At 45.6% G+C, this 14,701-nt stretch carries 9 protein-coding genes and 1 pseudogene; 4 read left to right on the top strand and 6 right to left on the bottom strand.

Going from position 1 to position 14,701, the window contains the following annotated elements:
- Window positions 1-46 precede the first annotated feature (46 nt).
- Entirely contained in the window at window positions 47-2,029 is a 1,983-nt protein-coding gene (locus ACHKAR_RS11810) for an OmpA family protein (protein ID WP_395417544.1), read from the top strand.
- Between the two features lie 8 nt (window positions 2,030-2,037).
- Here ACHKAR_RS11810 and rseP read toward each other — a convergent pair whose 3' ends face one another.
- Genes rseP through ACHKAR_RS11795 form a run of 3 tightly spaced genes read right to left on the bottom strand, consistent with a single transcriptional unit; the run spans window position 2,038 to window position 6,008 of the window.
- Window positions 2,038-3,345 (bottom strand): RIP metalloprotease RseP, encoded by a 1,308-nt coding sequence (gene rseP / locus ACHKAR_RS11805; RefSeq protein WP_159585094.1) that lies wholly within the window; start codon window positions 3,343-3,345, stop codon window positions 2,038-2,040.
- Window positions 3,346-4,512 carry a 1-deoxy-D-xylulose-5-phosphate reductoisomerase gene (locus tag ACHKAR_RS11800; RefSeq protein ID WP_395417543.1) on the bottom strand — a complete coding sequence of 389 codons (1,167 nt, stop codon included), beginning with the start codon at window positions 4,510-4,512 and terminating at the stop codon, window positions 3,346-3,348. It abuts the gene before it with no gap.
- The gene (locus ACHKAR_RS11795; protein ID WP_395417542.1) at window positions 4,512-6,008 is read right to left on the bottom strand and encodes a GH3 auxin-responsive promoter family protein; all 1,497 of its coding nucleotides are present in this window, start codon (window positions 6,006-6,008) and stop codon (window positions 4,512-4,514) included. Before ACHKAR_RS11795 ends, ACHKAR_RS11800 begins: the two co-directional genes overlap by 1 nt.
- 200 nt (window positions 6,009-6,208) lie before the next feature.
- Here ACHKAR_RS11795 and ACHKAR_RS11790 point away from each other — a divergent pair, with 200 nt between their 5' ends.
- Window positions 6,209-7,666, top strand: coding sequence for a trypsin-like peptidase domain-containing protein (locus tag ACHKAR_RS11790; protein ID WP_395417541.1), 1,458 nt, complete (start codon window positions 6,209-6,211; stop codon window positions 7,664-7,666).
- Here ACHKAR_RS11790 and dnaA read toward each other — a convergent pair.
- A complete protein-coding gene (dnaA, locus tag ACHKAR_RS11785) occupies window positions 7,663-9,069 on the bottom strand; it encodes a chromosomal replication initiator protein DnaA (protein WP_159585098.1) in 1,407 nt (468 codons plus the stop codon). The genes ACHKAR_RS11790 and dnaA overlap by 4 nt on opposite strands.
- 247 nt (window positions 9,070-9,316) lie before the next feature.
- Here dnaA and ACHKAR_RS11780 point away from each other — a divergent pair.
- Together ACHKAR_RS11780 and scpA are read left to right on the top strand one after the other, a co-directional pair.
- A pseudogene (locus ACHKAR_RS11780) lies at window positions 9,317-10,297 on the top strand (methylmalonyl-CoA mutase family protein); the annotation flags it as partial.
- 30 nt (window positions 10,298-10,327) lie between these two features.
- On the top strand, window positions 10,328-12,370 hold the full coding sequence (gene scpA, locus ACHKAR_RS11775; protein ID WP_395417858.1) for a methylmalonyl-CoA mutase: 2,043 nt from the start codon (window positions 10,328-10,330) through the stop codon (window positions 12,368-12,370).
- 71 nt (window positions 12,371-12,441) lie between these two features.
- Here scpA and ACHKAR_RS11770 read toward each other — a convergent pair whose 3' ends face one another.
- Both ACHKAR_RS11770 and ACHKAR_RS11765 read right to left on the bottom strand, forming a co-directional pair.
- Window positions 12,442-13,368, bottom strand: a complete 927-nt coding sequence (locus ACHKAR_RS11770; RefSeq protein WP_395417540.1) for a hypothetical protein — start codon at window positions 13,366-13,368, stop codon at window positions 12,442-12,444.
- A gap of 35 nt (window positions 13,369-13,403) precedes the next feature.
- The gene (locus ACHKAR_RS11765; protein ID WP_395417539.1) at window positions 13,404-14,651 is read right to left on the bottom strand and encodes a CHASE2 domain-containing protein; all 1,248 of its coding nucleotides are present in this window, start codon (window positions 14,649-14,651) and stop codon (window positions 13,404-13,406) included.
- Window positions 14,652-14,701 lie beyond the last annotated feature (50 nt).

Here is a 14,701-nt window from a genome sequence, read left to right as displayed (position 1 = left end):
TCTTTAACCTGATTTGTTTGAGAGTCTGTCGAAAAGACATGCTTATATGAATGGGGAAAAAATCCGCCTTTTTTGTTTATTCTTTATCCTCGTTTACGGCACATCGCCGTTAAACGCCCAGCGTATAACCACTAAGCGTATCAGTACCGACTCGGTACCAGAAGATGTGCACTTAAATATCTATGATTTTAAGAACATCAATAAGCTACCTGACTATTATAACGCTGAGCAGCTCAAAAGGATCAACAAACTGGACCAGGAGGAAGATTGGGAAGGGCTCTACAAAGCCCTCAAAGCTTATGTAAGCAAATTTGGCATTCAAAATTTCTACAAAGACACCAAGCTCATTTGGCGCCTGGCCAAACTCACAGAACTTTTTGGGGATGATGAAGAGGCCAAAAACCTTTATCGGCTGGTATTGAGGCATCATCATTCCGGCATCAATATGAAGGAGATTGAGCTCTACTATGACTCTCTCAATGACCAGGAAGCTGCCCAATATGTACCTCTGGACTACTACTATGAACTGGTAGAATACCGAACGTTGATCGATACCCTGCGCCCCCCGAGGGGTATTCTGCTCAATATGGGACAGGAAATTAACAGTGCCAAGGCGGACTATGCTCCTTCGCTGAATGTACAAAATGATGTACTAATCTTCACATCGCAACGTAATGACCTGGACCTGAGCATTCGACGTACATTCAACGAAGATCTCTTTTTTAGCCGAAAAGATGAATATGGCTCATGGAGCAAGGCAGAGGAATTCAAGGAAATTAATTCCCGATATAAGGAAGGGTCGGCCATTCTCACCCGTGATGGAAAAACTCTCTACTTTTCGAGGTGTGATTGTCTGGACTGCTTTGGAGATTGTGACCTCTTTTCAGCCAAGCTACAGTCAGACAGCACCTGGGGCGAAGTGAAAAACCTCGGTACCCGTGTCAATAGCCTGAGCTGGGATTCGCACCCCTCGCTTTCACACAGTGAAGATACCCTCTACTTTGCATCGGATCGGCTGGGTGGATTCGGCTTGTCAGACATTTACTATACCTACAAAATGAAAAACGGAGAGTGGTCTTCTGCCAAAAACCTGGGACCCGTAATCAACACCCGAAACAATGATGTAAGTCCTTTTTATCATCCAGTGTACAATGTGCTTTACTTTGGATCCAATGGACAACTGTATAATTTCGGGGAATACGACATCTACAAGTCTTATCAGGTAGGCGGCAACTGGTCTGAACCTTACAATATAGGTCCGCTGGTGAATGGAAAAGGGAGCGAATACTACTTTACCATTGACTCCAAATCAGAGCTGCTTTTCTACGCCAGGTCTATTAGCCGGGACCTGAATAAGCAGGACATCTACTCATTCCCGCTACCAATGAATGCACAACCTCTGGCCACCACCAAAGTCACAGGTTCCTTGACCGATTCACTGACGGGCAAAGCCTTTCGGGGCATCGTATCCATCATAGATCTGGATGAGGGTGTGGAAGTGGCCCCACGGTATTTGCGACCAGATGGAAGTTTCGAGTTTGATCTGATTGACCAGAGAAATTACTTGCTGGTGATACAGGGGGATGACTTTTTCAGAATCGAGGATTCTTTCTTTCTGGATGGCACCCGGGAGCTCAAAAAAGTGACTGAGCCACTGGCCAGCCGTGTGAAATTTGAATCCATAGAATTTGATAACGGAAAGTCTGCCCTGAAAAAGGAAATGTACAGTGACCTCAATAAGATCGTGAACTTCCTCTACGACAACCCGGACTTCAAGCTTAAAATATCGGGCCACACGGACTCCTACGGATCTGATGAGCACAATTTGCGGCTGTCTCAGGAACGCGCACGCAACATCAGGGATTACATGGTGGATTTTGCCGGGCTAGCGTCGGAAAGAGTGGATTGGGAGGGGTATGGGAGCTCCCGCCCCATCGTGGAAGAGATCAACGAAGAAGCCAAGGCCATCAACCGGCGGGTAGAGTTTGAAATCTACCGCCCGGCGCCTCAGCCTCCATCAGAAGATTAAGTTGATTCTTAAAACAGTTTGTATACGTCGTTGAAGATGGCGTAGCTCATCAGCCCCAAAAGCAAGACCATTCCTACTTTCTGAGCGTTCTCCAAAAACTTATCACTAGGCTTCCTGCCAGTTACAATTTCCCAGGTCAGGAAAACCACGTGTCCACCGTCCAAAGCTGGAATAGGAAGCAGGTTCATAAAAGCCAACACCATGGAGATCAATCCTGTGATCCTCCAGAAATTATTCCAATCCCAGGTGCCCCCAAAAAACTGAGCAATGCCTATCGGTCCGGAAAGTGATTTTGATGGAGATACATCTCCCGAAAACATCTTTCCGAAAGCTTTTACATTATAAAACACCACATTGAATGCCTGACTGGTGCCATTCACGACAGCCTCACCAAAAGTGAAATCACGATGTGAATAGTTCAATTCCATGCTTGGGTAGAAACCAATGGTAGCATCCTCGGCAATATCAAACGTCAGGGCCAATTCTTGTCCATCTCGTAGCACAGTAGCATTGAGCTGACCACCCGGTACGGAATCCAGGGCGGTTTTGAACTCATCAAAGTACTTTACCGGCACACCAGCCACTGCCACGATCCGGTCGCCTTCTTTCAGGCCTCCTTTATCAGCATTGCTACCTTCTCGCACCTGCCCTACACTAAAGGATTCTCTAGGTCTGAAAAATGCCGCTTTTTTATCAGAAAACTTATCAATAAAGTCATTGGGAATAGGAATGGTAATGGTTTTACCTCCACGATCCACTGTGTAAAATCCGTCAGTTCCCAACAGTACATTGGGGCTCCTCAGGTCACTGAATGTTTCGTAATCCTTGCCATTGATATTAAGAATGCGGTCTCCGGTTTGTAGTCCGAGCTGCTGACCAAGGTCATAAGCCACAATGCCATGCTTGTTTAACTCCTCTTTGGAAAGAAAATCTTCTCCATTGGAGTACACAAGTGCGATGAAAATAACGATCCCGGTGATTACATTCACTATAATACCGCCGAGCATCACTATCAGGCGCTGCCATGCCGGCTTGGCTCTAAACTCCCATGGCTCAGGCTCCTCACTCAGGGTTTTGGTATCGAGTGACTCATCGATCATACCAGATATTTTCACAAAACCGCCCAATGGGATCGCCCCAATGGAATACTCTGTCTCACCAAATTTCTTTCCCCATATTTTGGGTGGAAAACCGATAGAGTACTTTTCTACCCGCATTCCAAATGCCTTGGCCGCCAACAAATGTCCCAACTCGTGCAACCCAACTAAAATTGATAAGCCCAGCAGAAGCTGAGCCGTCATGATTAAACCTTCCATCTATTTGATTAATTCTTTTGCTATGATCCTTGTTTCTATGTCTGTATTAATATAATCGTCTAACTCAGGCTCGCTAATGTAGCTCACCTTTTGCATGCAAGCCGCTATGACGTCTGATATTTCTAAAAAACCGATGTTATCCTGTAAAAATTCCGCCACCGCTATTTCATTCGCCGCATTAAGTATACAGGGAGTGTTGCCTCCTTTATCAATGGCATCAAAGGCGAGCTGTAAGTTACGAAAAGTCTTGGTGTCGGGTTTTTCAAATGTGAGTTCCGGGTAATTTATAAAGTCGAACCGGGGAAAATCGGATTTGAACCGCTCGGGGAAACTCAGCGCATATTGTATGGGCAACCTCATATCGGGAAGTCCAAGTTGAGCTTTAATAGAACCATCCTCAAACTGCACCATGCTATGAATAATGCTCTGAGGGTGCACCACCACCTCTATCTGATCTAGCTTCACACCAAACAACCATTTGGCCTCAATGACCTCTAACCCTTTGTTCATGAGGGTGGCTGAGTCGATGGTGATTTTAGCCCCCATATCCCAATTAGGATGTTTGAGCGCTTGTTCTTTTTTGATCTGCAGAAGCTGATCTCGCACCTGACCTCTAAACGGCCCTCCCGAGGCGGTCAGGATGATTTTTTCAATGGGGTTATTCAACTCCCCCACAATGCATTGGAAAATGGCGGAGTGCTCAGAGTCTACCGGCAGGATATTGCATCGGTGCTCCATCGCCAGTCTGGTCACCAGCTGACCAGCCACCACCAGGGTTTCTTTATTGGCAAGGGCAATGTCCTTACCTGCCTTGATGGCGTTGATGGTAGGCACCAGCCCGGAGTAGCCTACCAATGCGGTGAGGACAATATCAATGCTCTCCATTTTCACCACATCTGCCAGCGCATTCTGACCGGCATACACTTTGATATTGGCAGAATCCAGGGCCTCAAAAACCTGATCGTAAAGAGATTCATTACCAATAACTACCGTGTTGGGCTTGTATTTTAGTGCCTGCCGGATGAGCAGGTCCGCATTGTTTTGTGCGGTAAGCACCTCCACTTCGAATTTGTCCGTGTGACGATCGATCACCTCCAGTGTCTGAGTTCCTATGGAGCCAGTAGACCCCAGTATGGCAATTCCTCTTTTCTTTTGCTCCTCTCCCATTATCCTCTGAACTGCTGCATCGCATCGGCTATCTGCCTGTCGTTTGACAACCTCGGCACTTTATTCTGGCCTCCCAGCTTCCCTATAGACCTCATATATTCTATAAATGCGTTTTGCTTTAAGTCAATCACCTCCAGCGGTCGTAAAATTGATCCTGAAATCAGATCATCGTAGTAGGTGTTTCTTTTGCGAAGTTGCAAATCTAACTCTTTTTGAAAACCCAGCTTGTCCTTTGGAGGAGTAGCAAACTCCACATACCACTCGTGCAGGGGCAGGCCTTCCGCCGGTGTTACATTGGGGGCCACACTAAACTCCACCAACTCTACCTCTGGGAATAGCGCGCAGGTAGCTTTCATCGCCTGCTCCACTTCCTCTCCAATCACATGCTCACCAAACGCAGAGATGAAATGCTTGATGCGCCCGGTTACTAAAAGTCGGTAGGGGTTCTTATTGATAAACTTCACAGTATCGCCAATAGAATATCCCCAAAGTCCAGCATTGCTATTGAGTATGAGTGCATAATTTACCCCCAACTCAATCTGATCAATTTTCAAGCGGGTAGGGTTTTCGTTGAAGTATTCATCGGCAGGAATAAACTCAAAAAAGATCCCACTATTGGCAAGAAGCAGCAAGCCCGGCTCCTTCTGACTGTCCTGATAGGCGATAAACCCTTCGGAAGCCGGATATGTTTCTATAGAAGGGATCTCTTTTCCGATGGTTTCAAAAAGTTTGGCTCTGTAGGGTTCAAAATTCACGCCCCCGTATACGAACATTTCAAAATTTGGGAAAATATCCTTGATGGGCTTTCCTGTTTTGGCCTTGAGCCGATCAAAGTACATCTGTACCCACGGGGGAATACCCGAAATCAGGGTCATATCCTGGTCGAAGGTCTCTTCTACGATCTGATCCACCTTTTTCTCCCAATCCTCCATACAATTGGTTTCATAAGAAGGCATCTGATTGGTGCGCAAATAGCCAGGCACGTGGTGATTCACAATTCCCGAAAGGCGTCCGGTATTGATCCCCGCCTTTTGATCCAGCGTGGGCGCACCCGAAAGAAAGATGAGCTTGCCATCCAGGAACCCACCATTCCCGGTCTCATGCACATAGGAGAGCAGTGCATTTCTGGCTGAATTGATGTGATTGGGAATGGAATCTTTGGTAATAGGGATGTACTTGGTACCGCTGGTAGTACCGGAAGTTTTGGCGAAGTAAGCAGGTTTGCCTGACCACAGGACATCCGATTCACCGGCCAGGATCTTTTTCACATAAGGCGAAAGTCCTTCGTAATCTCGGATGGGAACCTGTTTTTTGAAATCCTCATAACTTTCTATTTCTCCGAACCCATGATCCTTGCCAAATTGGGTGTCCCGCGCTTTGGTCACTATTTCCTTCAGGATTTTGTCCTGAAATGCCCCTGCAGAACCCGTCCATTTCTTAGTCTCTCTGGCAATGTAAGCGGCAAATGGCTTACTCAGTATTGATCGTATACCCATAATCTGTTTATATCCAGACCAAAGTAAATTAAAGCAGTTCCGAAATCCTAAATTCCAAAAACTACTTTCAGTGCCTCCTTGCCCTTCTGAGCAAACCTCACTGAATCAGGTGATTTTTTTAGGTTTTTTAACAAAACTTTTTTCCACCAAATACATATTATAGTGTAGTTATTGCATTGCAAAAATCAGACTCAAAAGCCATGAAAAAGACCATCGTTATTGTGGGTTGTGTAAGTATCTTGTCGGGGATCATCGGAAGCCTGCTCACCTTTACGCTCCTGAAAAAGGAGGGTTTTCTGAGCACTGAGCATGCATCTCTGATCTCGCTCAATCACGAAACACCCGATCTGGGCTTCACGCCTCAGTATTCTGAGATTCGACCAGAGGTGATCAATGCGGAAGATAACTTTGTATTTGCATCTGAGCAGAGCAAATCAAGCGTCGTGTTTATCCAGACCCTTAGCGAGTATGAATACCGCACCGGGAGCTGGTTGGATTGGTTTTTTGAGCCACGTGCTTCTCAGCAGATCAGTAGCGGGTCGGGTGTGATCCTCTCCGAAGATGGATATATCATCACCAACAATCACGTGGTGGATGATGCAGACATAATCAAAGTAGTACATGGCAAAAAAACCTATGACGGGAAGCTCATGGGTACCGACCCCAGCACAGACCTGGCGGTAATCAAGGTCAATCAGCAAAATCTGCCTGCCATCAAATTTGGAAATTCGGATGACGTAAACGTAGGCGAATGGGTGCTGGCAGTGGGCAATCCCTTCAACCTCACCTCCACTGTGACAGCCGGCATAGTGAGTGCCAAGGGCCGGAATATTAATATTCTGAGGGATAAATTTCCAATTGAATCCTTCATCCAAACGGATGCCGCCATCAACCCTGGAAACAGTGGTGGCGCTCTTGTCAATACTCAGGGGAACCTCATCGGGGTCAATACCGCTATTTTATCACGGACAGGTTCTTATACGGGCTATGGATTTGCGGTTCCTTCCAATATTGTCAAGAAGGTATTTGAAGACATTAAGAATTATGGTGAGGTACAAAAGGCATTTATTGGAGCCGAATTCATTGACATCAACAGTGAACTTGCCACTAAGATGAATCTGGAAGACCTGTCAGGGGTCATTGTGGCCAACGTACAGCGCGAAGGTGCTGCCGCCAAAGGCAACCTCGAAAAAGGTGATGTCATCAGGGAAATTAATGGTAGGAAGATAGACAGTAAGGCGTTCCTGGAAGAGTATATGGGCAACATGTATCCGGGAGAGGAGATCAAAGTGCTCATAGAACGCGAGGGTACCAAAAAAGAAAAGAAGCTGACCCTTACGAACAGAGAAGGTACGACAGGTATTATCCGCAGGGATGTGTACGCCTCAGAATGGCTGGATGCCACCTTTGAATCCGTGCCCAAAGTAGAGCGTGATCTATTGGGAATCAAAAGCGGAGTGAAGGTAGTGGATTACAAAAAGACAGGTATTTTCGCCAAGCTGGGAATCGCAGAGGGATTCATCATTACCCACATCAACAACACAACCGTGGAAAGTCCAGCGGAATTCTCAGAAATTTTGGAGCGTATCAAGGGCAGGGTAATCATTTCCGGCATTGACAAGCACGGCAGAAACGTCTACTACCCCTACTTCTTTTAAGCTACAGCTGTTCTGATTTTGAGCTTCTTCTTGAGCTCGTCAATAGAGAACCTAAACTTGGAGTTGGTGTCAATCATATCATTCACTGATTGCACTGCGTGGATGACTGTGGAGTGATCACGGCCTCCAAAATGGTAGCCAATTGACTTCAGTGAGTGATTGGTGTAGTCTTTTGAGAAATACATGGCCACCTGACGTGCAATCACAATCTCCTTCTTCCTTGTTTTGGCTTTCAGGTCATCCTGAGCCACATTGAAATAATCAGAAACCGTCTTTTGGATGTAGTCTATCCCTACCTCAGAATCTATATCGGTGACAATGTTCTTGAGGATCTGCTTGGCCAGCTCCAGATCCATTTCTTTTTTGGTGAGAGATGCATGAGCGATCAGCGAAATCACCACACCTTCCAACTCTCTGATGTTGGTATCTACAGTATACGCAATATATTCTATCACCTGCTCAGGGATATCAATCCCATCTGCCTGCATTTTGGTCTGTATAATGGCCATTCTGGTCTCAAAATCCGGTGCCTGAAGATCAGCCGTAAGGCCCCATTTGAACCTGGATACCAGACGTTCCTGTAGTCCTTTGAGATCCTTAGGAGCACAGTCAGAGGTCATGATAATCTGCTTGCCACTCTGGTGCAGATGATTGAAAATATGGAAGAAGATTTCCTGAGTCTTCTCCTTTTCTTTCAGAAACTGCACGTCATCCAGGATGAGTACATCTACTTCCTTATAGTAGTTGATGAAGTCCTGAAGATTGTTGTTCTTAAGTGCCTCGATGAATTGATTGGTAAACTTCTCAGACGCCACATAGATAATTTTCTTAGAATTATCTGCGCTGATCACCTCATTGCCTATGGCCTGCACCAAATGCGTTTTGCCCAGTCCTACCCCACCATAAAACATGAGTGGGTTAAATGAAGTGATCCCCGGCTTTTGAGCCACGGCATAACCTGCAGATCTTGCCAATCGATTACAATCACCTTCAATGAAATTTTCAAATCGATAGGAAGGATTAAGGTTGGAGTTGCGCTTCAACTCCTGATGAAAATCAGGGTTTTTATAAGCATCATATCCATTCACCCGATTCTTATTCTGGCTGTGACTAGCCCCGGAGACATTCACCGTTACCGGCTTGGTCTGCTCATCTCCACGATCCACCACAACAGAATATTCCAATCTGCCGCCTTCTCCAATTTCTGACTTAATCGCCTGTTTGAGCAAGTGCACGTAGTTTTCCTCCAACCACTCATAAAAAAACTGACTGGGCACTTGGATGGTCAAAACCTGATTATTCATACTCAATGGAGTAATAGGTTCAAACCATGTGGAAAAACTCTGAGCAGGAATGCGCTCCTTAATAAACAGGAGGCATTTTTCCCATGTTTCTACATGCATCGGCGATTTATATTTTATTTGGAAATTAGACCCAAAAAGAGACTCCCCGAAAAAAGAGGGACATCAAAATTGAGGATAAAATTTTTAAGAAAAAAATGACATTTGCTCTTGACTTTTTGAAATCCTTGAATACTCACAGAATTAACCCCTTCGATGGAAATATTCTTTAAAAAATACAAACCAATTATTCTGAAGTATCTCCATCGTGCTACTATTTCAAAGTTATAAAAAGTACCTTTGAACACCCATGAATAAACATAAGCCCAACTTCACAGAATTTAACCAAACCAGCTACGCGGATTGGCATGCCGAAGCTACCAAACTGCTTAAAGGGAAAGACCCAGATGACGCTCTCAAGTGGCATTCCGAAAGTGATCTCCCTCTGAATGCTTACTATGACCCCTCCACGTCTGACCACCTGAAGTATCTAAGGACCTTCAATCTACACAATATTAACGGAAGAAAGACCTGGACTCAATTTGAGCGGATTGAAGTTATCACTGAAAAAGAAGCCAATTCTCAGGCCAAAACCGCACTGCTGTCCGGATGTGAAGGCGTGCTGTTTGAGATCACCTCACTCCCGCACCTGAATTTACTTTTGGAGGGCATTCATACCGATCATTGCTACATTGGTTTCATTAATCACTCTCAGGAGATACTTCCGGTGAACGTTTCAGAAATCAAAGGTTTTGGACAACGGGTAAAGTGTGAAGCTCCCGCATTCAAAAACCATCTACTCATCGGTACGAATGAAGACCATACCATCATCGGTAGTTCTGTCTCATTACTCCGCTCCGTATTAAAGGAATTATCCGGTGCCAACACCAGGGAATACCTGCAAAACCTTCAGGTGGCCGTGAATATAGGTCCAGACTTTTTTCATGAAATAGCCCGCATCAGAGCTCTGAAGCTGCTCATTCAGGCATGTGCTGAAACACTGGGCGTCAAAAACTATGCTTTACCGATACATGCCTTCCCTTTGCCGGGACAAAACGAAGGTGATCACCTATTGAAACAAACTACACAGGGGCTCGCTGCGATTATTGCGGGGGCGGATAGCATTTCATTTCATCCCGGAAAACCGGAATGGGCTACTGGCGCATCACACAGAATCAGCAGAAACATCGGCAACCTCATCCGGCACGAGTCCAAACTGGAAGAGATCCAGAGTGCCGCCAACGGATCCTACTTTATAGACCACCTCACAGACCGTCTTTCCAGAATTATTTGGGAAGGGGTCAAAGAAGACTTCAGGAATATTTCTTTCGATGAACTGATCCAAACTCAAAAAAAGGTAGTTGCTGAGCAACTACCCGAGCACGTCGGATTTGGTGCCGGTGTACCTCCCTTTCTCCGTGGACCCTATGCCACCATGTACGCAGTACGCCCGTGGACCATTCGCCAATATGCGGGGTTTTCTACTGCGGAAGAGTCGAATGCTTTCTACAGAAGAAACCTGGCCGCCGGTCAAAAAGGGCTTTCTATTGCCTTCGATCTGGCTACTCACCGAGGCTATGACAGTGACCACCCAAGGGTATCTGGAGATGTAGGCAAAGCCGGGGTAGCCATTGACACTGTGGAGGACATGAAGATCCTGTTCGATCAGATCCCATTGGATGAGATGTCGGTCTCTATGACCATGAATGGAGCTGTGATCCCAATTATGGCCTTCTACATAGTGGCAGCGGAGGAACAAGGTGTTGAGCCGGCACAGCTCACCGGAACCATCCAAAATGACATTCTCAAGGAGTTTATGGTACGCAACACCTATATCTATCCTCCGGCGCCTTCTATGCACATCATTGCGGACATCTTTCGATATACATCGCAAAACATGCCCAGGTTCAATTCCATTAGCATTAGTGGCTACCACATGCATGAGGCCGGTGCCACGGCCGCCCTGGAGTTGGCCTTTACCCTGGCAGACGGACTGGAATACATTCGCAAAGGTCTGGAAGCGGGTATCCCTATCGATTCTCTGGCGCCGAGGCTTTCGTTTTTCTGGGGTATCGGTATGAACTTCTTCAATGAAATAGCCAAAATGCGGGCAGGAAGAATTCTGTGGGCCAAGCTGGTCAAACAATTTGACCCGAAAGACCCTAAATCAATGGCGCTAAGAACGCATAGCCAAACCTCCGGATACAGCCTCACTGCGCAGGATCCATACAACAACGTTGGCCGAACGGCCATAGAAGCGCTTGCAGCAGCGTTTGGACACACGCAATCCCTACACACCAACGCACTGGACGAGGCCATTGCGCTGCCAACAGACTACTCTGCGGCCATTGCCAGGGAAACACAGAAGTATCTGCAAAATGATATCAACATCACGCAGGTAGTAGACCCCTGGGGAGGTTCGGAGGTGGTAGAAAAACTCACGAATGAACTGATTCAGGAAGCTTGGGCCATCATACAGGAAGTGGAAGAAATGGGTGGAATGGCCAAGGCGATAGAAGAAGGGTTCCCTAAAATGAAAATAGAGGAAGCAGCCGCTCGCAAACAGGCCAGAATAGATGCCGGACAAGAGGTGATCGTGGGCGTAAACAGGTACACCACTGAAGAAAAAACAGTCATAGACCTTCTTGAGGTTGATAATGAAGCGGTCAGAAACTCACAGATAGAACGTTTGAAATCTGTGAAGGGAAAGCGTGATTATCAAAAAGTAGAAAACGCGCTGGAAGCTTTGGCCATGTGCGCCAAAACGAATCAGGGTAATTTATTAGCTTTAGCTGTGGACGCTGCCAGAGAACGAGCTACTTTGGGTGAAATTTCCATCGCCATGGAAGAAGTTTTCGGCAGGTACCAGGCAACAAACCAAACTATTTCAGGAGTGTATTCTTCAGAGATCAAACAAAATCCAGACTTCCTACAGGCCAGAAAACTTGCCGATCAGTTTGATGAAGCAGAGGGCAGAAGGCCCAGGATTCTTGTCGCTAAAATGGGACAAGATGGCCATGACCGGGGCGCCAAAGTAATCGCCACAGCCTTCGCTGATCTGGGCTTTGACGTGGACATAGGCCCGCTGTTCCAAACTCCCCAGGAAGTAGCCAAACAAGCTGCTGAAAATGATGTACACATGGTGGGGGCTTCGTCACTGGCTGGTGGACACAAGACCCTCGTTCCACAACTGGTCGAAGAACTTCGCAAAATCGGCAGAAGTGATATCCTGGTAATCGCCGGAGGGATCATTCCTGAGAACGATCACGCATACCTGAGAGCTCATGGGGTTTCGTTTATCTTTGGCCCGGGCACAGTCATCGCCAAAGCTGCCTCTGAGATACTCATCGAGCTTTTAAAGTAAGGAGGTGATGACAAAAAAGGGGGCTGAATCTAAGATTCAGCCCCCTTTTTTATGTTGCTTAAAAGCTCTTATTATTCTGCCAAACCATTTTTGATCAGGAAGTTTTGGTAAAGCTCCTGAAAATCATCAATGTCTGGAGACATTTTGATGGCCTCCTCGTATTTGGTCAAAGCATCCAGAATCAATCCGTTCTCCTCATAAAAAGAGGCATAGATGATCTTGTTCAATGGAGAATCGTCAGAAACCTCGCTCTTCAGATTGGCAAGATTTTCCTGCACTTCCACTTTATCACCTGATTTTACTTTCTTAATTCCTACTTCACCTGAAGCGATCTCATCATCACCTTTCTTGTAGATTTTCACAAGATATAGGCCCATGTCATATGCCAAATCTTCGTCTGAGAAATCAAGAGCTACTGATGTTTTCTTGGTCTCCTCTGAGTAAATCTCCTCGTTGAATATGTTCTCAATTTTCACAACGTAAGAATCGTCCTCAGTAAATCCTTCTGGAGCATCCCATCTAAGGATCGCCAAATCACCCAAAAGATCTGCCTGACTTGGGGCCATCACATTGATAGCTGCAGAACCCGTAGCCCGCGACACAGCTCCTGTAGCATTCAGTCGTGATCTGTTATTGGTGTTCTCCTCCTCATTCATCTTGTTCATCACAAAACTGGCATACCTGCTAGCAATACTGCTGCTACCTGTATTGATATTTTTTTCCAGTTCAGATACCTTCTTGGTCCCTGCACCTCGTATTTCCGTAGTTTTCCCGGATTTGTGCATTAAACCAATATATGCATCATCAGATGCGATAATTTCATCGCCTGAACTCAGTTTTGCTCCGGTTTTCAGGACCTCAGCCTGGCCAGCTCCTGCTTTTTTTACTTGGTTTGTGCCTTTGTTTGCAAGCACTCTAAATGCGTAATCCTGTGCACTCACAGAACCACACGAGAGTATCATTGCAACCACAAAAGCATAAGAAATAAACTTTCTCATAATCATATAGCGTTTATTGAAGTTATACTGCAAAGTTATAATTTATCGACTTTAAATAATGATTTTCGTCCTTCTTTGGTGAATGAATTTTTCACTACACCATAATAAACCTCCAGCGCATCTCCCGCCAGAGCCACCGCAACCATTCCTACGGCTATGTCAGCTTTGAAACTATACAGTTCCAAAATGTAAATGACCCCAAATACCAAAACTCCAATTTCTAACAACTGGAAAAGCTTGGTAATCCCATCATACCACTTAGGTATCTTTTTATAAACGAGCGAAAACAGTGCCACATTCAAAAAGCAGATCAAAATGGCAAAAAGATATCCCATGTTCTCGCTCATGGAGTTGATGTAATCCCTGTTCAAAATCATGGAGATGATATTGGCATGAACCACTCCTCCATACATGTCAGGGAACGCCCTGCCTATATATTTTTGATTTAATGGCGTATAGAATTTATCCTCAAAAGACTCCCTGTCACCCAAGTGCTTGCCCAGATAGCAAAACATGACAATCTTTCCTTCTATCATGTCAGGGACAAAGTTTTCTCCAAAAACATCCGGCACGTCCAATGCAAAATATTTATTACCAAACTTCGTGGCTCCATAATCCAGCACGTTTCCGCGGTAGTTGATGACCTCAGTCTCATTGTTACGAGCCAAAAAGTCAGCGGCTGCCGCAGAATCCAGATAACTGGCCAACTGCACCGCAAAAGCAATCTGCTGCTCACCACCAATATCAAACTTCGGGTAAAACTCCCGGCACATTTTCAAATCTTCCTGAACTTCCGCATCTGTCACCAGATTTACAAAAGCTGTTCGTTCTGCAAACGAGTTGAACAACTCCCAGGAGTACTCAATAGTGTCCTTTGTAGGGTCTGTTGGATCTGGCAATAGTTTGGAGGCGAGTACCAGGTGCTCCACACTGGCCATGCCTTCCATCAGCATCATATCACCCAAAGTATCTTCCTTAGGTGTATAAAAAAAGGAGTCAATACCAATAACTGCCGGGTTATGCTGGCTAATGATTTGCAGCATCATGCCAATTTCGCCTCGTTGAAGGTTACTGAGATTGACCAGAACTACCCGATCATCTCCCACAGGATCATCTCTGAGCTGAGAGAATACAATATCTGTAAACTCCATATCTCCAAATGCCTGCCCGATAGGGTCAAATACGTCAAAGACCTTAAATGCGGTGAAACTTTGAAATACTCCCATCATACCAAATATGAAAGCAGTACCTAAAATTACGTCCAGCCAGAATTTTCTAAACATGACTTTGTTTTTAGCGGGTGAATAAAAAAGATTTTACTTTACCCGCAAGT

This window comes from Marinoscillum luteum (assembly GCF_044005705.1).
In the GTDB taxonomy this organism is placed as follows: Bacteria; Bacteroidota; Bacteroidia; order Cytophagales; family Cyclobacteriaceae; genus Marinoscillum; species Marinoscillum luteum.
The sequence above is the reverse complement of the archived record's forward strand: the minus strand, read 5'-3'. Positions and strand labels throughout refer to the sequence as shown.

Bases quoted from the DNA above. Each gene is read 5' to 3' on its own strand.
- ACHKAR_RS11810 (WP_395417544.1), top strand. From the start codon at position 47: ATGAATGGGGAAAAAATCCGCCTTTTTTGTTTATTCTTTATCCTCGTT.
- rseP (WP_159585094.1), bottom strand. From the start codon at position 3,345: ATGGAAGGTTTAATCATGACGGCTCAGCTTCTGCTGGGCTTATCAATT.
- ACHKAR_RS11800 (WP_395417543.1), bottom strand. From the start codon at position 4,512: ATGGGAGAGGAGCAAAAGAAAAGAGGAATTGCCATACTGGGGTCTACT.
- ACHKAR_RS11795 (WP_395417542.1), bottom strand. From the start codon at position 6,008: ATGGGTATACGATCAATACTGAGTAAGCCATTTGCCGCTTACATTGCC.
- ACHKAR_RS11790 (WP_395417541.1), top strand. From the start codon at position 6,209: ATGAAAAAGACCATCGTTATTGTGGGTTGTGTAAGTATCTTGTCGGGG.
- dnaA (WP_159585098.1), bottom strand. From the start codon at position 9,069: ATGCATGTAGAAACATGGGAAAAATGCCTCCTGTTTATTAAGGAGCGC.
- ACHKAR_RS11770 (WP_395417540.1), bottom strand. From the start codon at position 13,368: ATGAGAAAGTTTATTTCTTATGCTTTTGTGGTTGCAATGATACTCTCG.
- ACHKAR_RS11765 (WP_395417539.1), bottom strand. From the start codon at position 14,651: ATGTTTAGAAAATTCTGGCTGGACGTAATTTTAGGTACTGCTTTCATA.